Origin of the sequence: Actinoalloteichus hymeniacidonis, assembly GCF_014203365.1 — a bacterium.
Classification (GTDB): Bacteria; Actinomycetota; Actinomycetes; order Mycobacteriales; family Pseudonocardiaceae; genus Actinoalloteichus_A; species Actinoalloteichus_A hymeniacidonis.
Genome location: NZ_JACHIS010000001.1, coordinates 5567827 through 5588155 on the forward strand (window position 1 = coordinate 5567827; position 20329 = coordinate 5588155).

The 20329-nt window shown below is 66.7% G+C and carries 17 protein-coding genes and 1 pseudogene; 9 read left to right on the forward strand and 9 right to left on the reverse strand.

Annotation, left to right across the window (positions count from 1 at the left end):
- The first annotated feature begins 48 nt into the window (after window positions 1–48).
- Window positions 49–1560 carry a bifunctional UDP-N-acetylglucosamine diphosphorylase/glucosamine-1-phosphate N-acetyltransferase GlmU gene (gene glmU / locus BKA25_RS23525; protein ID WP_069846573.1) on the forward strand — a complete coding sequence of 504 codons (1512 nt, stop codon included), beginning with the start codon at window positions 49–51 and terminating at the stop codon, window positions 1558–1560.
- 322 nt (window positions 1561–1882) lie between these two features.
- Entirely contained in the window at window positions 1883–2863 is a 981-nt protein-coding gene (locus BKA25_RS23530; protein WP_069846571.1) for a ribose-phosphate diphosphokinase, read from the forward strand.
- An 87-nt stretch (window positions 2864–2950) separates the two neighbouring features.
- Here BKA25_RS23530 and BKA25_RS23535 read toward each other — a convergent pair whose 3' ends face one another.
- Window positions 2951–4246, reverse strand: a complete 1296-nt coding sequence (locus BKA25_RS23535) for an Nramp family divalent metal transporter (RefSeq protein ID WP_069846570.1) — start codon at window positions 4244–4246, stop codon at window positions 2951–2953.
- Window positions 4247–4547: 301 nt separating this feature from the next.
- Between BKA25_RS23535 and BKA25_RS23540 the strand changes: the two genes are divergently transcribed.
- The 6 genes and pseudogenes from BKA25_RS23540 to BKA25_RS23555 all read left to right on the forward strand — a co-directional run bounded on the left by BKA25_RS23540 (window position 4548) and on the right by BKA25_RS23555 (window position 9559).
- On the forward strand, window positions 4548–5162 hold the full coding sequence (locus BKA25_RS23540) for a 50S ribosomal protein L25/general stress protein Ctc (RefSeq protein ID WP_069846568.1): 615 nt from the start codon (window positions 4548–4550) through the stop codon (window positions 5160–5162).
- A gap of 133 nt (window positions 5163–5295) precedes the next feature.
- A pseudogene (locus tag BKA25_RS27425) lies at window positions 5296–5526 on the forward strand (DivIVA domain-containing protein); the annotation flags it as partial.
- Between the two features lie 39 nt (window positions 5527–5565).
- Entirely contained in the window at window positions 5566–6144 is a 579-nt protein-coding gene (gene pth / locus BKA25_RS23545) for an aminoacyl-tRNA hydrolase (protein WP_069853246.1), read from the forward strand.
- A gap of 127 nt (window positions 6145–6271) precedes the next feature.
- Window positions 6272–6397: a hypothetical protein gene (locus BKA25_RS28105; protein WP_257786088.1), complete on the forward strand. Its 126-nt coding sequence runs from the start codon at window positions 6272–6274 to the stop codon at window positions 6395–6397.
- 165 nt (window positions 6398–6562) lie between these two features.
- Window positions 6563–8833 carry a S9 family peptidase gene (locus BKA25_RS23550; RefSeq protein WP_069846566.1) on the forward strand — a complete coding sequence of 757 codons (2271 nt, stop codon included), beginning with the start codon at window positions 6563–6565 and terminating at the stop codon, window positions 8831–8833.
- Window positions 8834–9118: 285 nt separating this feature from the next.
- The gene (locus BKA25_RS23555) at window positions 9119–9559 is read left to right on the forward strand and encodes a VOC family protein (protein ID WP_069846565.1); all 441 of its coding nucleotides are present in this window, start codon (window positions 9119–9121) and stop codon (window positions 9557–9559) included.
- Window positions 9560–9570: 11 nt separating this feature from the next.
- Here the strand turns inward: BKA25_RS23555 and BKA25_RS23560 are convergent, their stop codons facing one another.
- From BKA25_RS23560 to BKA25_RS23575, 4 genes are all read right to left on the reverse strand, one after another.
- Entirely contained in the window at window positions 9571–10719 is a 1149-nt protein-coding gene (locus BKA25_RS23560; protein WP_069846563.1) for a hypothetical protein, read from the reverse strand.
- Window positions 10716–11273 carry a DUF4365 domain-containing protein gene (locus tag BKA25_RS23565; protein WP_069846561.1) on the reverse strand — a complete coding sequence of 186 codons (558 nt, stop codon included), beginning with the start codon at window positions 11271–11273 and terminating at the stop codon, window positions 10716–10718. Before BKA25_RS23565 ends, BKA25_RS23560 begins: the two co-directional genes overlap by 4 nt.
- Before the next feature lie 239 nt (window positions 11274–11512).
- A complete protein-coding gene (locus BKA25_RS23570) occupies window positions 11513–13312 on the reverse strand; it encodes an ABC-F family ATP-binding cassette domain-containing protein (RefSeq protein WP_069846560.1) in 1800 nt (599 codons plus the stop codon).
- Window positions 13313–13372: 60 nt separating this feature from the next.
- Entirely contained in the window at window positions 13373–14632 is a 1260-nt protein-coding gene (locus BKA25_RS23575; protein ID WP_069846558.1) for an MFS transporter, read from the reverse strand.
- A 533-nt stretch (window positions 14633–15165) separates the two neighbouring features.
- Between BKA25_RS23575 and BKA25_RS23580 the strand changes: the two genes are divergently transcribed.
- Window positions 15166–16416 carry an MFS transporter gene (locus tag BKA25_RS23580; protein WP_172803725.1) on the forward strand — a complete coding sequence of 417 codons (1251 nt, stop codon included), beginning with the start codon at window positions 15166–15168 and terminating at the stop codon, window positions 16414–16416.
- A 32-nt stretch (window positions 16417–16448) separates the two neighbouring features.
- Here the strand turns inward: BKA25_RS23580 and BKA25_RS23585 are convergent, their stop codons facing one another.
- From BKA25_RS23585 to BKA25_RS23600, 4 genes are all read right to left on the reverse strand, one after another.
- Complete coding sequence (locus BKA25_RS23585) at window positions 16449–17414, reverse strand: 4-(cytidine 5'-diphospho)-2-C-methyl-D-erythritol kinase (protein ID WP_069846555.1); 966 nt, start codon at window positions 17412–17414, stop codon at window positions 16449–16451.
- A gap of 215 nt (window positions 17415–17629) precedes the next feature.
- Window positions 17630–18469: a MetQ/NlpA family ABC transporter substrate-binding protein gene (locus BKA25_RS23590; protein ID WP_069846553.1), complete on the reverse strand. Its 840-nt coding sequence runs from the start codon at window positions 18467–18469 to the stop codon at window positions 17630–17632.
- Between the two features lie 152 nt (window positions 18470–18621).
- A complete protein-coding gene (locus BKA25_RS23595; protein WP_069846551.1) occupies window positions 18622–19308 on the reverse strand; it encodes a methionine ABC transporter permease in 687 nt (228 codons plus the stop codon).
- On the reverse strand, window positions 19305–20324 hold the full coding sequence (locus BKA25_RS23600) for a methionine ABC transporter ATP-binding protein (protein WP_069846550.1): 1020 nt from the start codon (window positions 20322–20324) through the stop codon (window positions 19305–19307). The genes BKA25_RS23595 and BKA25_RS23600 overlap by 4 nt, the downstream gene beginning before the upstream one ends.
- Window positions 20325–20329 lie beyond the last annotated feature (5 nt).

Below are 20329 nucleotides of genomic sequence, written 5' to 3' on the forward strand. Positions count from 1 at the left end.
GGCCGGAATCCCCCGCGGTCACCAACCCAGCGTGGAAGGGAAGCATCGATGCTCCAGGGCGGCCCAGCTCCCCGAGTTCCCTCCGGCGAGCCCACCGGCCCGATCAGCACCGTCGTCCTCGCCGCGGGTGAAGGAACCCGTATGCGCTCGAAGACGCCGAAGGTGCTGCATCAGATCGCCGGACGGGCCCTCGTGGAACATGCGGTCCACGCCGCCTTCGGCGTCGATCCCGAGCATCTCGTGGTCGTCGTCGGACACGGCAGGGAGCAGGTGACCGAACGTCTCGACGCCGTCGCTCGCGACACGGGCAGGCAGGTGGCCACGGCGGTGCAGGAGGAGCAGAAGGGCACCGGCCACGCGGTCGGTTGCGCGCTCGCCGCGCTGCCCGCCGGTCTCACCGGGATCGTGCTGGTGAGCTACGGCGACGTGCCGCTGCTGGACTCCGACACGCTGGTTTCACTGCTGACCGAACACGGCACGGCAGGCAACGCCGTCACGGTCCTCACCTCGGAGCTCGCCGACCCGACCGGGTACGGCCGAGTGCTGCGGGACGCCGATGGCAGCGTGACCGGCATCGTCGAGCAGAAGGACGCCACCGAGGCCCAGCGGGCCATCACCGAGATCAACTCGGGGGTGTACGCCTTCGACGCCGAGGTGTTGCGCGATGCCCTCGGCAGGCTGGGCACCGACAACGCCCAGGGCGAGCTCTACCTCACCGACGTGCTGGGCATCGCCAGGGGCGACGGACGCCGGGTCGGGGCCTCGCGCTGCTCGGACCCGTGGTTGGTCGAGGGCGTGAACGACCGGGTGCAGCTGGCGAAATTGGGTGTCGAGCTCAACCGCAGGCTGGTGGAACGCTGGATGCGGGCGGGCGTCACGATGGTCGACCCGGCCTCGGTGTGGCTGGACGTCGAGGTCGAGCTGGCCAGGGACGTGGTGCTCGAACCGGGGGTCCGGCTGCGTGGTCGCACCCGGGTCGCCGAGGGCGCGGTCATCGGACCGGACACCGACCTCACCGACACGGTGATCGGCGCGGGCGCCACGGTGATCCGTACCCATGGCCGGGAGGCCGAGATCGCCGAGCAGGCCACGGTCGGCCCGTTCGCCTATCTCCGGCCCGGCGCACGGCTCGGTGCGAACGGAAAGATCGGCACCTTCGTCGAGGTGAAGAATTCCGACATCGGCGCGGGCAGCAAGGTTCCGCACCTGAGCTACGTCGGCGATGCCACGATCGGCGAGCAGAGCAACATCGGCGCGGCCAGCGTGTTCGTGAACTACGACGGCATCGCCAAGCACCGCAGCGTGGTGGGCTCCCATGTCCGCACCGGCTCGGACAACATGTTCGTCGCCCCGGTGACGGTCGGCGATGGCGCCTACACCGGCGCGGGCACGGTGCTCCGGCGCGATGTACCGCCCGGCGCGTTGGCCGTCTCCGGTGGTCCGCAGCGCAACATCGAGGACTGGGTGATCCGACGCAGGCCGGGAACGGCTGCGGCCGAGGCGGCGACCGAGGCGAAGGAAGCCGCGGCGAAGGAGAGCGGCGACGCCGAACAGGGCTGAGTCACACCGGACACATCGTCGCCGATCCGCACCGGGTCACCCGGCACCCAGCACTCTCGATCCGTGACGTTGGGTACCCGTCGGATCGCGCGTTGCCGGACGAATGTCCTCAATCGGACACGCCATGCGCACGGTGCGGCCGAGCCGAGGCAGGTCCCTCGTCCGTGTCGATCAGTGTGCATCGATACTGCGGGCGCAACTGGCCGAAAAGCGCGGGTACCGTGCGGAAGGCCATCGATAGTCGTGACCAAAAGTGAGGGTTTACTGCGGTGATGATCTTTCCTCTTGCGGCTGCACAGGACCACACGGCGGTGAGCCGGGCATGAGCCCGAAACCGGGAACACCGAAGAAGAACCTGATGCTTTTCAGCGGGCGGGCCTACCCGGAGCTGGCGGACGAGGTCGCCAAGTACCTCAACGTCTCGGTGACCCCGCAATCCGCCTACGACTTCGCCAGCGGCGAGATCTTCGTGCGCTTCGAGGAGTCGGTGCGTGGTTCGGACGCCTTCGTCCTGCAGAGCCACACCGCGCCCATCAATCAGTGGGTGATGGAGCAGCTCATCATGGTGGACGCGCTGAAGCGAGCGAGCGCCAAGCGCATCACGGTGATCATGCCGTTCTACCCCTATGCGCGGCAGGACAAGAAGCACCGGGGCCGGGAGCCGATCTCGGCGCGGTTGATCGCGGACATGTTCAAGACCGCGGGCGCCGACCGGATCATGACCATGGACCTGCACACCGCGCAGATCCAGGGTTTCTTCGACGGACCGGTCGACCACCTGCTCGCGCAGAACCTGTTGGCCGAGCATGTCGCAACCACCTATGCCGACGAGCAGCTCACGGTGGTCTCACCCGACGCGGGCCGGGTCCGGCTCGCGGAGAAGTGGGCCGACCAGCTCGGTGGCAGGCCGATCGCCTTCATTCACAAGACGCGAGACCCGTTCAAGCCGAATCAGGCCGTGGCCAACCGAATCGTCGGCGAGGTCAAGGGCAGGCTCTGCGTGGTGATCGACGACATGATCGACACCGGCGGAACGATCGTGAAGGCGGTGGACGCGCTGCTGGAGGCGGGCGCCTCCGACGTGATCATCGCCGCCACGCATGGCGTGCTTTCCGCGCCTGCGACCGAGCGGCTGGCCAACTGTGGGGCCAAGGAGGTGTTGTTCACCAACACCCTGCCCATCCCCGAGGAGAAGCGCTTCCCGACCATGACGGTGCTGTCCATCGCGCCGTTGCTGGCCAGGGCGATCCAGGCGGTGTTCGAGGACGACTCCGTGACGAGCCTGTTCGGCGGCAACGCCTGACGACGGCCACTCGGTGACCGCCTTCGAATAGAACGGGCGGGACGGCCCAACCGGGGCGTCCCGCCCGTTTCGTGTCTCGTCGGCCCGTCAGCCGGTGAAGATGCCGATCAACTGGTTGATGGCGATCACCGCGAACAGCAGCACGCAGATGCCCAGCAGCGTGTTGGACAACCACCGCGAGCGGTACTGCTTGTCGAGCTTCTTCGAGTTCAGCAGCACCATCAGCGTGCCTGCCAGGAATGGCATGAACAGCGCACCGAGCACCCCATAGACGATGACCAGCTGGAACGGCTGGTCCAGGAACAGCAGCGCCATCGGTGGGAAGGTCAGCCAGAGCAGGTAGCCCTTGTACATCTTGGTCTTCGGGCCGGCGAACTGGTCGTAGTGCTGTTCGTCATCGACCTTCTCGCTCTCGTGCTTGCGGAGCCGCCACACCCGCCACCAGTCGCTGACCAGCAGGCTGACACCGTTCCACACGCCGATCACCGAGCTGAACGCCACGGCGAAGAACCCGACGAGGAACGGGATGCGGGCCCACTGGCCGTAGTCAGCGGCGAGGACGTCGGCCAGGGTCAGCAGGCCGCCGTCACCGCTCTGGATGTCGAAGCCACGCAGCAGCTCGGCGCCCACGATGAGCATCGAGGCGACGAAGACACCGGTGGTGACGTAGCCGACGATGTTGTCGAACCGCATCATGCCCAGCCACTTGGGCGTCCGCCAGCCCTTGGCCATCGTCCAGTAGCCGTAGGAGGCCATGGTGATGGTGCCGCCGACGCCACCGATCAACCCGAGGACGTAGATCAACGAACCCTCCGGCAGGACCGGCGCCACGCCCGCGGTGAGCGCCGTCATGTTCGGCACCACGAGGATCGCCGTGCCGACCACGGTGACGAACATGATCCCGACGAAGATCGTCATGATCCGTTCGAGGACTGCGTAGCGGCCGAACCACACGATCACCAGGCCGAGCAGACCGCAGATGATTCCCCAATACCGGACGTCGAGCACCGGGAACAGGGCGTTGAGTGGCAGGGCCGAGGCCGACATCGCGGTCGCGCCGTAGACGAAACCCCAGATCGCGGCGTAGATACCGAAGTATCCGAGCGCCCATCGGCCCAGCTGGCGCCAGCCGGAGAGGATCGTTCGGCCGGAGGTCACGTGCCATCGTCCGGTGGCCTCGGCCAAGGCGATCTTGAAGATCGTGCCGACGATGACGGCCCAGAAGAGTGTGTAGCCGAAGCGGGATCCCGCGACGAGGGTCGCGACCAGGTCACCGGCTCCCACGCCCGTGGCGGCGGCCATGATGCCCGGGCCGACTTGGCGTAGGCGAGCACGCCAGCCTTGCGGCGGCACGGCCTGTGCTGGTTCGACGTCTGCTGACATGGGGAGAAATTAACCGTCAGCTCACGCTGAGTCCACGATTGTCAGGGAACATCATGTGTGTGTGACGGGACCGTGCCGCGCTGTTCACCATCGCGCGTACGTCCTGATCTGGGCACCCCCGGGTGAAGTGCATCCTTCGGTCGGCCTACACTATTCGGGTTGCCTCGGCGAGGCCGGGTTCTCTCGACCTGGCGTGATTGACGCGGCGGTTGAATCAGCCGCGCTGTGTCTGCTTTCGCGCGCCTCACCGCCGCAGCCGCCCACCGGTCACATCATCCGATGTCGCAAGGAGTGCAATCCCGTGTCCCAGGTACGTCTTGCCGCAGAATCGCGCACCGAGTTCGGCAAGGGTGCCGCCCGCCGCACCCGTCGCGCGGGAAAGATCCCTGCCGTTCTCTACGGCCACGGCTCCGACCCCAAGCACCTGTCGTTGCCTGCCCTGGAGTTCGCCCGGGTCGTCCGTGAGCACGGCCGCAACGCGGTGCTCTCGCTCGACTTCGAGGGTGCCACCCCAGAGCTGGCGCTCACCAAGACCGTCACGGTCCACCCGCTGAAGAACTACATCGAGCACGTTGACCTGCTGCTCGTGCAGCGCGGCGAGAAGGTCAACATCGAGGTCTCCATCGTCGTCAACGGCGAGGGTGGCCCCGGAACCCTGGTCAACCAGGAGCTCACCGTCATCGAGGTCGCCGCCGACGCGCTGAACATCCCCGAGCAGTTCGAGGTCTCGGTCCAGGGCGCCACCGAGGGCACCCAGATCCTCGCGTCGCAGGTCACCCTGCCGGAGGGCGTCGAGCTGGTCACCGACCCCGACACCCTGATCGTCTCGGTCAACGCCGCACCGACCGCCGCGCAGCTGGACGGTGGCGAGTCGGAGGGCGAAGGCGAAGGCGAAGGCGACGCATCGGAGAGCTGATCCGAGCCGATGAGGGCTTGGTGTTTCATCGCGCCCACGTCGGACCGGTGGGCGAGCCACCCGAGAAGTTCGCGTTGACGAGGGCGGCACACTTTAATGAGTGTGCCGCCTTCGCTTCATCGAGGGGACCGACATGGGCTTGACCGCCGCCGACATCCGCGAGACGACCTTCGCGCCGGGAGGCCTGCTGCGCCGTGGCTATCACTGCGAACAGGTGGACGCCTTCCTCGAGGAGATCGCTCGCACTCTGGAAGGGCGCGCGGCGCTGACCGCAGGCAACGTTGCCGACGTCGTGTTCGCCAGGTCGCCGCTGGGCAATCGCGGATACAACGAAGACGAGGTCGACGTATTCCTCGACCGCGTTCAGCAGGCCCTGCCGGGCCGAGTGGATCGGGAAGATTCGGTGGACGAACAGCAGCTCCCCTTGATCGTCGGGCTGGGCAATCCCGGGGCGAGTTACGCGGGCAACCGGCACAACGTCGGCTTCATGGTGCTCGACGAGCTGGCGTCGCGGGTCGGCGGCAAGTTCAAGAGCCACAAGAGTTCCGCCGAGGTGGTCGAGGGCAGGCTGTCGAACCAGCGGGCGGTCCTGGCCAAACCGAGGTCGTACATGAACCTCTCCGGCGGCGCGGTCGCGGGCGCGGTGCGGTTCTTCAAGATCCAGCCCGCCTCGGTCATCGTGGTGCACGACGAACTCGATCTGCCGTTCGGCACGGTGCGCATGAAGCTGGGCGGCGGCGACAACGGCCATAACGGGCTGCGATCGATCACCTCCTCGCTGAGCACCAAGGACTACCTGCGGGTGCGCTGCGGCATCGGCAGGCCACCCGGCCGAATGGACCCGGCGGCCTTCGTACTGCGGGACTTCTCCACCGTGGAACGCAAGGAACTGGCGTTCTTCGTGGATCACTGCGCCGACGCCGTCGAAGCGTTGATGACCGAGGGCCTGGAAGCCGCCCAGAACCGGTTCCACCAGCGCTGAATCCATGGGTCTCGACTAGCTGAGCCGCCCCGCGTGATGGGCACGCGGCGCATAGGCCGGCCGCTGCCGTCGAGCGCATAGCAATCCGGCGGATGGATACGTCCTCATCATCGACGGTTTCGTCGCGTTGCTGGAACGGGTGATCGGGCGGGTGAACGCGCTGCCCTCGATCGACCCGCAGGGCTCGGCGCTGCTCGACGAACGGTCCCTCGAATTCCTGCGGTACCGGGTGCTGTGCCAGCTCCAACAATGATTGGACCAGCACTGATGGCGCTCCCAGCTGCCGGCGTACCGGCACCGTGACCCACCTCTCATCGGTGTGGTCTTGATTCGGACGCGACGTCAGGGTCTGGACTCGGTGGTGTCCGAATCCCCACCGACTCGGTGCCGGACCCGGCACCCCGGAGGAGCAGCTTTCATGACGACCGATCTGGAGACCAGGTACGCCAACGCCGAGGCCCTACTGCCACATCACCTGAAGGCGCTGGTCACGCACGCTCAGGTCCAACCGACGTGGATCCGGGACACCGCGACCTTCTGGTACCGGATTCAAACGGCGGCGGGCAAGGAGTTCGTCGTGGTCGACGCTGAGGCGCGCACCAAGGAGCCCGCTTTCGACCACGAGCGGATGGCCACGGCGCTCGGTCGGATCCTCGACGCGACGTATCGGGCGACCGATCTGCCGTTCCACGGGATCGAGCTGTTCGACGACGCCGTGGAGGTCGTCGTCGGCGAGCAGCGGATCCGGGTCAGCACGGACGACTACGAGGCCACCATCCTCGGCCCCACCCATCCCTCGGAAACCCGCTCGCCCGACGGGCGGTGGTCGGTGGGCGTGCGCGATCACAACCTCTACCTCCGCGACACCACCACCGACGAGGAGCGACAGCTCACGACCGACGGAGCCGAGGGGTACGCGTACGCGGGCATGAACGACGCGGTCGCGAACCGAGTCATGGAAGAGAATCTCGGCGTCACCTTCCCCCCTCATGTCGTGTGGTCGCCAGACTCGAGTCGGTTCGTCACACACCGGCTCGACCAGCGCGAGGTCGAACTCATGCACCTCGTACGGTCGTCTCCCCAAGACGGCGGACGACCTCGCTTGATGAGCTACCACTACCCCTTGGTCGGGGATGAGAAAGTGGCCACCGCAGAGTTCTTCGTCTTCGATGCGGCCACGGGCGAGTCGACGAAGTCGACGTGCGCGCCGATCGATACGCCGTTCGTCCCGACCATCGCCTACGGATTCATGTGGTGGAGCGAGGATTCCTCGACTATCCACTTCGCGTGGGGCGATCGCGGCGACAAGACCGTCCGCGTCCACGAACTCGATCCGGACACCGGCGACGTCACCGTGCTCGTTGCGGAGAGCAGCGAGACCAACGTCCTGATCGCCCCCTATCACCACGAGCGCAACATCAGGGTTCTGGCGTCTGGGGAGGTGCTGTTGTGGTCCGAACGCAGCGGGTGGGGGCACCTCTACCTGCACCGTCCGGACGGATCTACGGTGACCGTCACCTCGGGCGACTGGCTGGTCCGCAAGATCGTGAGCGTCGACGAGCAGGCCCGACGCGTCACCTTCACCGCCGCCGGACGCGAACCGGGCAGCGACATCCACCTGCAGGAGCTGTACTCGGTCTCCCTCGACGGCGGTGAGATCACCACCATCACCACCGACGGACTCGACCATGAGACCCGCCCCTCACCTTCGGGTCGGTTCTTCGTCGATGTCATGTCACGCGTCGATGTCCCAGCCGTATCCGTGCTGCGCAACGGGGCCGGAGAAGTGGTTCTCGAACTCGAGCAGGCCGATGCCACGGCCCTGTACGCGGCCGGCTGGACGCCACCCGAGCGTGTCATGGTCAAGTCCGCAGACGGCGTCACCGACATCCAGTGCGCCATCTACAAGCCGCACGACTTCGACCCGTCGAAGTCCTACCCCGTCCTCGACGAGATCTACGCAGGCGTTCAGGTCACGACCACACCCCGGCGGTTCCCGCAATCCGGTGGTTTCATCTCGGCCGAGGTATCGGGAGCCGTCTTCGCCGCCCTCGGGTTCGTCGTGGTCGCCATCGACGCGCGCGGCACCGCCCTGCGGCACAAGGCCTTCCAGGACCACGCGCGTCTCGTGGGCGAAGGGCAATTCGTCGCCGATCACGTCGAGGCCATCAAGCAGCTCGCCGAGACCCGGCCGTGGATGGATCTGGACCGGGTAGGCATCTTCGGTGAGTCCGGCGGTGGCTACGGATCCACCCGGGCCATGCTCCAAGCGCCCGACTTCTTCAAGGTCGCGGTCTCATCGTCCGGCGACCACGACGACGCCATGTACCACGCCTGGTGGGGTGAGAAGTTCTTCGGCGATCCCGACGAGTACGACTACGCCAAGCACTCCAACATGTCGCTCGTCGACAACCTCCGAGGCAAACTCCTCCTCGTACACGGCGAGATGGACGATAACGTCACGCCGCACCTCACGATGCGTCTCGTCGATGCCCTGATCCAAGCCAACAAGAACTTCGACCTGCTCATCATGCCCAACGCCGATCACGCCATGCTGGTCAATCAGGCGTACTGGTTGCGTCGCCGCTGGGACTACTTCGTCGAGCACTTGATGGGTGAGACACCACCCGTCTACCGCATCGCCGATATCGAGCTGGATCCGGACATGCTCGCCTCCATCGGAGGCTGATCAAAACCCCATCGCCACTAGGGTCTGGCCCTAACCGAGGACGGGACGCGCTTCGTCTCCCTTGACGAGGGTTTCTGGACGCGCACCAACCGGGCTGGATGCCGCGTGCGGCCATCAAGCCCGAACCCTCGTCATGTTCGCGGTCGGCGAGATCGTGCACTATGAACAGAACTACCGACTGTGCTGCCTGAACGAGTGCGGCAGTCGTTCCGCGTTCGACAACCGGCGACGCTGCGTGACTGTGGATGCACGGAATTGACGCCCGCAGTCGCTACGCTGCCGCGCATGGCGATTCGGCGAATGGACAACGTCCTCATCGTTGTCGACGACCTCGACGCGGTCATCTCGTTCTTCACGGAACTCGGCATGACGCTGGAAGGCAAGGCGCCCATCGAAGGGCGCTGGGCGGAACGGGTCATCGGGATCGACAACGTTCGCCAGGACATCGCCATGCTGCGGACCCCGGACGGCCATGGCGGCGTCGAGCTGGCGAAATTCCACACGCCTGCGTCGATCAGCCCGGAGCCCGCATCCGCCCCGGTCAACACGCTGGGGCTTCGGCGCATCATGTTCGCCGTCGACGATATCGACGAGGTCGTGGCACGGATGCTCACCCATGGCGCCGAGCTGGTCGGCGAGATCGTGCAGTACGAACAGAGCTATCGGCTCTGCTATCTCCGTGGCCCCGAGGACATCATCGTCGGACTGGCCGAACAGCTCGACTGACGCGAGCTGTTTCAGCGCAGTCGGTCGAGGCTGCCCGGATCGATGCTGATCGCTCCGGTGAGACGCCACGCACCGCGTTCGAATATCAAGTCTCCGGTCACGACGATCGGCTGCTTGCTTCGGTGTGCCTGGATTGCACCCTCATAGTCGAGACCGGCAAGCGGCACCTGGACTTTTCGCAACCGGCCATTGACGTGTGTCGTCAGTACGATGCTGGTGCTATCGAGATCATCATCGCCGTTTTCCTCCCGGTTCAAGGTACGTACCATCCCGAACAGGGTCTCCCGTCGCGGCGGTTCCTCCCGTCGGACCAGTCGTTCCCGTAGCAGCGGAAGGCCCGCCATCGCATCGCGATCGACGCGGATACGCGAGGTCTCCACAGCAGGTGTCGGGGCAGCTGTGGCCCAGGCGAAGGACAGATCCACCATGCGTAGCGTCCTTGGCTGAGTGAGGTCTTGCAGCGACTCCACCAGGTTGGCACTCAGGCCGGATTCCGCAGCACGATCGAGGGCTTGTTCGTCCCAGGCCAACGCCAGCCTGCGCACCGACGACAGGTCGGAGGCGAGTGTCGTCATGACTTTACGGGCGAAGGGCAGGTCGGAAGCAGCCTCGTCCGGTGCGGCATCACCGAGCCGGGACACGACGGTGAAGACGAAACTGCCCCGCTGGGTATGCCCCAGCCGGATCCCATCGTCGAGGTACTCGGTGACGACAGCTGATCGCCTGCCTCGATGCGAGTGCAGCGGGTCGTCGGCCGTCGTGGCTGCGGCCTTCATCATTCTGAACAGTGCACCGAGAGACGCTTCGGCTTGCCGGAACGGAATGGTCCCGTCCAGCAGTTCTTGATCAAGCCGAACGTAGAAGAGATCGGCACGAGCGCTCGTGATGTGTTCCACCAACTGCGCGATATTCCAGTCATAGATGGAGGTGAGAGCGAGGAGCACCTCCTTGAAGCGCCGCGAGAAATCCACGTAGTCGGTAGCCAGCGGAAGCATGATCCGGCCGCGTAGCCCGCCCTCGCCCGGGAGCCGCCAGATCTCCTTGATCTCCGCCTGCCGTGCTTCGAGTTCCCACCCGTGAGAGGCCAGGTACTGCGAGACCGCAGAAGGCGACAGCACGGACGTAACTTCTTGCAGGTCACCATCCCGCAGGTAGCTCATTGCCCACCACCTTCACCGAGCTCGTTCATGGTGCGCTGGAGCGCTGGGACATCGAAGAAACCGTCTCGGGGCAGGCGCACCGTCTTGTTCGCCCTACCCTCCACGATGTCACCCAGACTCGTTGCCCGCGCCCAGTACATCCGACTTTCACTCGTGAGTCCCTCCTCCGAGAGATCGAGGAGGCGGTGCGGATCCTCCGGGATCAGCAACACACCGAGGAACGCAGGAACGAAACGCTTGGGATTACACAGCTTCAAGAACGATTTGCGCTCCAACGTCCACGCGAGGTAGCCGTCCTTGAGCAAGCCATGTTGGGATGTGCACTTCAGCTGGAGCTCCAGCTCCGGGTAGTTGAACTCCTTATGCTCGCGGGAGTCCACGATGGTGATGTCGACTCCGTCATAGTCCGTCTCATGGCTCTTGATCGAACATCCCGCTGCTGCCGCGACCATTCGCACGAACGCAAGACTGAACTGCTCTTGCATGGCGTTACGTGGTAAACCGTCGACCGGGCCCCTGGTTGTCAGTTCTCGGCCGCTCGCCACGTCCGTCATACCTTCTTCTTCCGCCGCTCTAGATCGACAGAAGACTAGGGACCGCTCTCGCGCTCTTTGTCGTCTTCAACGCGCCTTCACCCGATCGGTTCGCCGACCACCCCGGTCGAGTGCTCGCTGACCCAGCAATGAGCTGGGCTCGACAGAGCAACCGGTTCCGACAACGGAGGTTGTCGGCTGCGGCCCGGTCGGCGAGAGAGCAGGACGGGGACCCGCTGGGCCATGCCTCGCTGCCGCCCTCATCCCTCCAGCGCGTCGGCTGACAGGAGCCATTCCTCCTCGACCTCGGCCTTCTCGGCCTTGAGCTGTCGGAGTTCGGCGTCCAGATCCATCAGCCGACCGGTGTCGCTGCCCGCATCCGCCAGCGCCTGGTTGAGTTCCTTCTCCTTCTTGTCCAGGGTCGCCAACCTGCGTTCGAGCTTGGCGAGCTGCTTGCGGGCGGCCCTGGTGTCGGCGGCGGACATCCCACTGCCTGCGGACGGGCTAGCATTCTCGGTCCCCGCCGAGGTGGCCTCGCCCACCGAGGTCGGCTGTGTTTGCAGCTGTTCGCGGCGACGCAGGTATTCGTCGATTCCGCCCGGCAAATCGGTCACCTGGCCGTCTCCGAACAACGCGACCGTCTTGTCGCAGACCCGTTCGATGAGGTACCGGTCGTGTGAGACGACCACCATGGTTCCCGGCCAGGAGTCGAGCAGGTCCTCGAGCTGTTGCAGGGTGTCGATGTCCAGGTCGTTGGTCGGTTCGTCGAGCAGCAGCACGTTGGGCTCGGCCATCATCAGCCGGACCAACTGCAGTCGGCGTCGCTCGCCGCCGGACAGGTCGCCGACCGGCGTCCATTGCTTGCCCTTGGGGAAGCCGAGCCGCTCGGCCAGCTGGGCGGCGGAGAGATCCTGTTTGCCGAGGGTGACCCGGGTGGCGACCTCTTCGACGGCCTCCAGCACCCGCAGCTGCGGCGGCAGGTCGTGCAACTCCTGGGTGAGGTGGGCGAGGCGCACGGTCTGTCCCTGGATGCGTTGGCCCGCTGCCGGTTCCCGCTCCCCCGCCAGCATCCGCAGCAGGGTCGTCTTGCCCGATCCGTTGACACCGACCAATCCGACTCGATCCCCGGGGCCGATCCGCCAGGTGATGTCCTCGGCGATGGTCAGATCGCCTGCACGCAGGTCGACGTTCTCCAGTTCCAGCACCGTGCGCCCGAGTCTGCGCTTGGCGAAGGTCATCAGCTCGACGGTGTCCCGGGGCGGTGGGACATCGGAGATCAGCGTCTCGGCCGCCTCGATGCGGTATCTCGGCTTCGAGGTGCGGGCCGGTGCTCCCCGGCGCAGCCAGGCGAGTTCCTTACGCGCCAGGTTGCGGCGTCGGTCCTCGGCCGCGTCGGCCTGTCTGGCCCGCTCCGCCCTGGCGAAGATCCAGTCGGCGTAGCCGCCCTCGTACTGTTCGACGCTGCCGCCGACGACCTCCCAGGTCCTGGTGCACACGGTGTCCAGGAACCAGCGATCGTGGGTGACGACGATCAGGGCACAGCGGCGGGCGGTGAGATGCCCGGCCAGCCACTGCACGCCCTCGATGTCGAGGTGGTTGGTCGGCTCGTCGAGCACGATGAGGTCGAGTTCCTGCACCAGCGCCGCGGCCAGCGCCACCCGACGCCGCTCACCGCCGGAGAAGTTGGCCACCGGGGCGTCGAGGCCGCGTTCGGTGATGCCCAGGCCCTCCAGGATGCCGCGCACCCGCGCGTCGGAGGCCCATTCGTGCTCGGCGGCGTAGCCGAGCGGATCGAGGATCGCCTGGCGGACCGTCGAGCCCTCCGGGAGTTCGGTCCGTTGGGTCACGACAGCCATCCGCAGGTCGGAGGTGTGTGCGACGCGGCCGGAGTCCGGTGGCTCGATGCCCGCCATCACCTCCAGCAACGTGGTCTTGCCGCCGCCGTTGAGCCCCACCACGCCGACGCGCTCGCCACGTCCGATGCCCAGCGATACGGAGTCGAGCAGGTTTCGCACGCCGTAGGACTTCGACACCTCGGACAGGTTCACCAGGTTGACCATCGGCCGGGACACACTCCGTTTCGTCCATCCGCCACGACCCGCGCGGCCGCCACCACTGCATTATCCGCTCTCGTCGGTCGCCATCCGACCTGCCGGGGGCGTTGAGAGGCCCGACGACCGTCTGCCACCCCGACTACCCAGGCTCCACAGCATGGCGACCGCGATCGAGGCCAGTCCGCCGATCACCACGACGGTGGTCGGCGCCAGCACGGCCAGCGCCGCACCCACTAGGGCGAGCGAGGTCCGTTCGGACATGCCATCGGCGAGGTGATAGATGCTGAACACCCGGCCGTGCAGGTGTCGTGGCACATCTCGGAGCAGCAGGGTGACCTCGATGCCGATGATCACGCCGCCCGCGATGCCCATGATGAACAGCACGATGGCGAGCGGGACGGCGAGCGTGGCCAGTGGCGCCACCGAGGTCCAGGCGACTCCTTGCACGAGATAGGCCGTGAGGTGGTGGGTGCGCATGGTTGTGGCGGCGAGTTGTCCGGCCAGCACCGTGCCCACCAGTAATCCGGCTCCGTAGACGGTGAAGAGCAGTGCCACGCCCCGGCCATCGCCGGAGAGGTCGGTGCCGAAGATCCCGAGCAGCACGGTGAGACCACCGCCGATCAGACCCCAGGAGGTGCAGAGGGCGACAACGGCCCTGGCGGCCCGATTGCGGCGTAGGACGGCGATCCCACCGCCGAGTTGTAGCCGTCGTGGCGCAGCTGCGGTGTCGAGGCCCATTCGTCCGATGACAGGCATTCGCCACACCACGAAAGCACCGAGCACCTGGAGTCCGCAGGCGAAGCCGAAGACGGGCAACGCGCCGAGATCGCTGACCCCGCTGCCCGCCACCGCGCCCAGGATCGTCGTGATCGCCATGATGCGGGACACCGCGGCGTTGGCCAGTGGCCATTGGCGTTCGTCGAGCAACGCATAGCGGAGCCGCTGCAGCGCCAGGGGTGGGAATTGGGCCGCTATCGAGCAGATCGCGTTGCACCCGGCGACGGCGATCAGCGATTGGGATAGCGACACCGCCATGCCCATGATCAGCACGGCCTGTACTGCGAGAGCGACGCCGGCAGCCAGCCTCGGTTCGACGTGGTCGACCACCGCGCCCGCGACCGGTCCGGCCAGCAGACCGGGAACCGTCCCCGCCAGCAGCAGCCAGGCCAGTGTCGAGCCGGAGTGTTCGGCCAGTACTGCGACCGTCAAACCGATCTGGACGGTCCATAACCCGAGGGAGCCTGCTAACCCGACGAACCACAGCCTGCGGAAGGGCCCGGAGTCCCAGATGCGGATACGCCGGCTTCGATTGTCACTCTCTGTCACCAGTCGATCATGCAAGCTCCACCGGACTGGATGTCAAGAGCTCGCGGCTGGCGTGCGCGCCGCAAAGTTCGCTTACCACCATACAATTCCACCGTTTGCCTTTTACCCGAAAGGCGCAACGGAAGTCCGATTGGTTGCGCTTTAGCCTATCCGGCTGCGCCATCGGGCGCACCGCGTTAGCCCGTACCGACGATTGCGCACGCCGCCCACTGCTCCGTAATATTGATCTTCTCGTGATGGTTGTCGATCGACTGCAATCATCCGAATTCGCGAGCTGGGGGTTGAGCAATGAACTGACCGAGAGAGCCCAGGTCCGACGCGCCAGGTCATCCTTGCCGGTGGGCGCTTCCACGGTCGATATCGACCATAAAACCCCCTGAATTCGCCGTGAATTATCTAGGTCAAATTTCATGGCGCGTTTCCGCGACCTTGTTCCGCAGTGTCATTCTGCGGTGCCCGTTACCCGCATTTGGCACCCTGCAACGACTCTTCGAAGGTGGGACGCCGCCCCGTTTCAAGGAGAGTCGAGTCAGTTGATCAACAGCGGCGCCGCCGGAACGACGTCACCAATTGCCGGAAACCGCAGTTTCCTGGCGCTGCTGTTGGCAAATGGAATATCGGCATTGGGCACCGGCCTGTACCTGCCCGCGATCCAGCTACTCGCGGTCGAGCTGACCACCGATGAGACGGCGGTGGCCGCGCTGAAGGTGGCCTCGGTGCTGCCCGCCGCCCTGGTCACCCTGTGGTCCGGGGTCGCCGCCGACCGAATGCGCCGCCGGGCATTGATGATCTTCAGCGATGTCGTTCGGGCCGTGGCGATCCTGTCCTTCGCGGGCCTGGTCGCGGGCAATGTGCACACGCTGTGGCCGCTGTATCTGGTCGCCATCGTGTTGGGCTCCACGCAGACGCTGTTCGATAGCGCGGCGCAGGCGATCCTGCCGCAGTTGGTGCCCCACCACGAGCTCGACCGCGCGAACAGCCTGCTGACCTTCTCCTGGACGATGGGGGTCGCCTTCCTCGGTCCGGCCATCGGCGGCGTGTTGTTCTCGATCGACCACGCCCTGCCGTTCGTCGCGAACGCGGCTACCTTCCTGCTCTCGGCGGTCATGCTGGTCTGGGTTCGGGTGAAGACCGGCGTCGCCGTCCCCCGGGGACCGAGGGGGATCCGCAGCATCACGGCCGAGGTCGGCACCGGCATCCGACACGTCCTGGAGCACCGCGTCCTGCGTTCGGTCACGCTCATCGGCGCGGTGGTGAGTTTCTGCGTCGGAATGATCACGAGCGTGTTCGTGCTGTTCAGCACCCGCTGGTTGGGGCTCGATGCGATCGGGTTCGGACTGTTCCTGGTCGGCGAGGCCGTCGGCGCACTGGCAGGCAGTTACCTGGCCGTGCGGCTCGAAGGACGGGTGAGTCGCCGCGTGATCGTCCGGGCGGTACCACTGCTGATCGGGGCCATGTACGCCCTACAGGCCGTGACGTCCTCGCTCCCGTTGGCCTTCGTGGTCGTCTCCGCCGGGAACGCCATGTTCATGGTCTGGACGATCGTGGCGACCTCGATACGACAGAGCATCGGTCCCAACGCGCTGCTCGGGCGTATCACCAGCGTCGATCGCCTGTGCGGCCTGACCGCTACGGGGGCTGGGGCACTCGTCGGTGGCACGGTGGCGGGCAGCCTTGGTGTCCAGGCCCCGTTCTTCCTCAGCGCCGCCGTGTTGTGCATCCTGCCCCTGTGCGTCCGGCTGCGAGTGGATCAGGACGAGGTGCCGACGTCGCTTCGTTGGTGACTCGGGCTCGTCTCCTGCCCGATGCCTGCCACTCATGCGTGCACCGGTGGTGGGGCAGGCCGCGTCTGATCCTCGCGTTGCACGACCTTGGCGCCCGGCACCGGCCCCTGGGCGACCCGAACCGTGCGGCAGACTCCCGCCCCGGACAGCTCGGCTGCCACCTGGACTGCGGATGCCGCGCTCTCACACAGGAAGGCACAGGTCGGTCCCGAACCGGACACCACACCGGCCAGCGCGCCCGCGTCCACGCCTGCCCGCAGGGTCCGACGCAGTGTGGGGCGCAAGGACACCGCCGCCGCCTGCAGGTCGTTGCCGAGCAACAGGGCCAACTGCCGAGGGTCGCCGGAGGCCAAGGCCTCCAATACGGGTTCGACGGAGCCGATGCGGGGTGGTCTGCCCTCATCGCGCAGCCGGTCCATCTCGTGGAAGACACTCGGCGTCGACAGTCCTCGGCGGGCCAGCGCCAGCACCCAGTGGAACGAGTGCCGGGACAGCACCGGGACGAGCCGCTCGCCGCGACCGGTACCCAGCGCGTTGCCGCCGTGCAGACAGAACGGCACATCGCTGCCCAGCGTCGCCGCGACATCGGCGAGTTCGTCTCGGCCGATGTCCAACTTCCACAGCGAGGCCAGCCCGACCAAGGTCGCCGCCGCGTCGGCACTACCGCCCGCCATGCCACCCGCGACCGGAATGCCCTTGTTGATCACCACCCGGACCTTCGGATCCGCTGAGTTCCGGCCGACATGCGCGGCCAGCGCCTCGACGGCTCGCCACGCGAGATTCGTCGGCCCGGCGGGCACGGCATCGGCTCCCTCGCCGTGCACCTCCACGCCGGGATCGTCCGTGGCTGCGACGGTGATCTCATCGGTCAACGACAGGGCTTGGAAGACGGTGATCAGATCGTGGTAGCCATCCTCACGCAGATCGCCGACGCCAAGGTGCAGATTGACCTTGGCCGGAACGCGAACCGTTATCGGGGGTGGTACGACTGCGAGCACCCCTGCAGCCTACGGCCGGTTCCGCTGGATGTGTTCGATCAACCTTCTATGAGCACTCTTCGGCATCAGACGATCACCTTCCGTTAGTCGCTGGTGCATCCGGATCACCCCGCTCGACCCCCATCCGTCCCCCTGCACGAGGGCCGAGGGCGGATGGGGGCCGATGGCCGCGACGATGCTTGTTCTCACCCGCTTTCCGGCGAGAACGAGTCGGGTCAGAAGGAGGGCAGCACACCGCCGTCGTAGTTCTCCTCGATGAAGGTCCGAACCTCATCGGAGGTCAGCAGCTCCACGAGCGTGGCGATCCTCGGGTCGTCGGCCAACGCGGGCGTGGTGACGATGCCGTTGGCGTTCGGGTTGTCCGCCGCCTCCTCCAGCAGGATGGAGTCGTCGGCCGGGCTCAGGCCCGCGTCGATGGCGTAGTTGCCGTTGATCACCGAGGCGTCGGTGTCGGCGAGGCTCACCGGCAGCTGCGCGGCCTCCAGCGGCGCGAACTCCAGGTTCTTCGGGTTGTCCTCGACATCGGCCTCGGTGGCCTGCCCCTCGGTGCCCTCCCGCAGGCTGATCAGGTCGTTGGCGGCGAGCAGTTGCAGACCCCGGTTGAGGTTGGCCGGGTCGTTGGACACGCCGATGGTGGCGCCGTCGGGCAGGTCGTCGATCGACTCGACGCTCTCCGAGTAGAGGCCGAGCGGTTCGAGGTGCACCGCCTCGATCCACTCGTACTCTCCGCCGTGCTCGATCTCGAAGTTGTCGAGGTAGGGAACGGTCTGGAAGTAGTTCGCCTCCAGCGAGCCCTCCTGCAGCGCGGTGTTGGGCTGGATGTAGTCGGTGAACTCGACGACCTCCAGTTCCAGTCCCGCCTCCTCGGCCAGCTCCTCGTTGATGAAGTTGAGGATCTCGCCGTGCGGCACCGGGCTGACGCCCACGCGCAACGGGCCGTCCGTCGAGCCGGGCTCGGTGGCGTCCGGACCGTTCTCGCTGCCGCAGCCCGCGAGCACGGCTGCGGAGGCGGCCAGCAGGACGGTGGTCTGTCTGACCCGAGCTCGAATACGCATTGCGGTGTACTCCTTCTTCGCTGGTGGCCCACTGTGCGATTGCGGCCAGTGTGTCCACAGTGGACTGAATTGGACCGACGCCACCGGACTCCGGACGCCGTTGCGCGGCAACGGGCCGGTGGCGCGGGTAGAACAAGCTGTGCGTGGCGCGATCAGATCTTCAAAGCGGACCGCCGTCGATCGATGCCTCGGGCCAACCGGTCGAAGAGCAGCTGGGTGAACCACGCGAGGGCACCCAGCGCGATCACCGACGCCCACAACATCCGGGTGTCGTTGCGCTGGTAGCCGTAGCGGATCGCCACGTCGCCCAGTCCGCCACCGCCGATGACCCCGGCCATCGCCGAGTAGCCGATCAACGTCACCGCCGTGACACCGATCGCCGCGACCAGCGCCGGGCCCGCCTCACGCAGCAGCACGCTGCGGACCATGCGCGTGCGGCTGGCTCCGGTGGTGATGGCTGCCTCGACGACCGCGGCGTTGACCTCGCGCAGGGCAGCCTGGACCAGCCGTCCGACGAACGGGATAGCACCCACCGTGAGCGGGACGATCACGGCCGTCGGGCCGATCGTGGTGCCGACCAACGTCCTGGTCACCGACCCCAGCAGGACCAGCAGCACCACGAACGGCAGTGAACGACCGATGTCGACCACCACGCCGAGTACCCGGTGCAGGACCGGACGCGGGCTCAAACCGGTCGGCGAGGTGATGTGCAGCAGCACCCCGAGGGGGATTCCGCCGATCGCCGCCAAGACGGTGGCGATGCCGACCATGAAGATCGTGTCTCCGGTGGCGGCTGACACCAGATCGAAGACCCGATCCCACGGGGTCGGTTCTCTCACGCGGCCACTCCTCCTATCTCCTGCGGGGTGCGACGGATCGTCGCGTCGTGCTCGCCGAGCCAGGCCAGCGCAGCCTCGGATCGGTCACCGGTCAAGCCGATGCGGAATCGAGCGACCGGGGTGTCGCCAAGCCTGGTGAGACCGCCGCCGAGGATCGACAGGTCGACGCCGAACCGGTTGGCGGCCTCCGGCAGCAGCGCGCCGACGGCGGCGAATCCGACCAGCACCACCTCGGCGACGACGTCGGCCCGCGTCGAGGGATTGAAGGCCCCCGTCGCCTGGTCGACCTCGGGAAGCAGGGCGGAGGTGATCCGGCTACCTGGCACGCTGAGCAAGTCGAGCACCTTTCCGTGTTCCACGATCTGTCCGTCGTCCAGCACCGCGACGTCGTCGCAGATCCGCCGGACCACTGCCATGTCGTGCGTGACGACGAGGACGGTCACACCGAGTTCGGCCCGCGCCCGGTCGAGCACGGTGAGCACCGAACCGGTGGTCTCCGGGTCCAGCGCCGAGGTCGGTTCGTCGGCCAGCAGCACGGACGGCCGCGCCGCCAAGGCCCTGGCCACGGCGACACGCTGCCGCTGACCACCGGAAAGCTGATCGGGGTAGTTGCCTGCCTTGTCGGTCAAGCCGACCAGGTCCAGCAACTCGACGACCCGGGAACGACGCGCCGCCGGGCTCACCCCGGCGCTCTCCAGCGGAAGCGCGACGTTGCCCGCGGCGGTGCGCTGGCGCAGCAGCGAATCGCCCTGCGGAACGACGCCGATGCGGCGGCGGGCGGCCCGCAGATCACGACCGCGCAGCGAGACCAGGTCGGTGCCCTCGACGGTGATCGAACCGCTATCGGGCTGTTCCAGCAGCGCGATGCACCTGGCCAGCGTGGACTTTCCCGCGCCGCTGGGGCCCACCACCCCACACACCGTGCTTTCCGGGACGGACAGGGTGACCCCGTCCAGGGCGTGCACCACGCCGTTCTTGCCGGGGAAGGTCTTGGTCAGCTTGTCGACAGTGATCATCTTTA

Coding starts and splice junctions, on each gene's coding strand:
- glmU (WP_069846573.1), top strand. CDS start 49: ATGCTCCAGGGCGGCCCAGCTCCCCGAGTTCCCTCCGGCGAGCCCACC.
- BKA25_RS23530 (WP_069846571.1), top strand. CDS start 1,883: ATGAGCCCGAAACCGGGAACACCGAAGAAGAACCTGATGCTTTTCAGC.
- BKA25_RS23535 (WP_069846570.1), bottom strand. CDS start 4,246: ATGTCAGCAGACGTCGAACCAGCACAGGCCGTGCCGCCGCAAGGCTGG.
- BKA25_RS23550 (WP_069846566.1), top strand. CDS start 6,563: ATGACGACCGATCTGGAGACCAGGTACGCCAACGCCGAGGCCCTACTG.
- BKA25_RS23555 (WP_069846565.1), top strand. CDS start 9,119: ATGGCGATTCGGCGAATGGACAACGTCCTCATCGTTGTCGACGACCTC.
- BKA25_RS23560 (WP_069846563.1), bottom strand. CDS start 10,719: ATGAGCTACCTGCGGGATGGTGACCTGCAAGAAGTTACGTCCGTGCTG.
- BKA25_RS23565 (WP_069846561.1), bottom strand. CDS start 11,273: ATGACGGACGTGGCGAGCGGCCGAGAACTGACAACCAGGGGCCCGGTC.
- BKA25_RS23570 (WP_069846560.1), bottom strand. CDS start 13,312: ATGGTCAACCTGGTGAACCTGTCCGAGGTGTCGAAGTCCTACGGCGTG.
- BKA25_RS23590 (WP_069846553.1), bottom strand. CDS start 18,469: ATGCGTATTCGAGCTCGGGTCAGACAGACCACCGTCCTGCTGGCCGCC.
- BKA25_RS23600 (WP_069846550.1), bottom strand. CDS start 20,324: ATGATCACTGTCGACAAGCTGACCAAGACCTTCCCCGGCAAGAACGGC.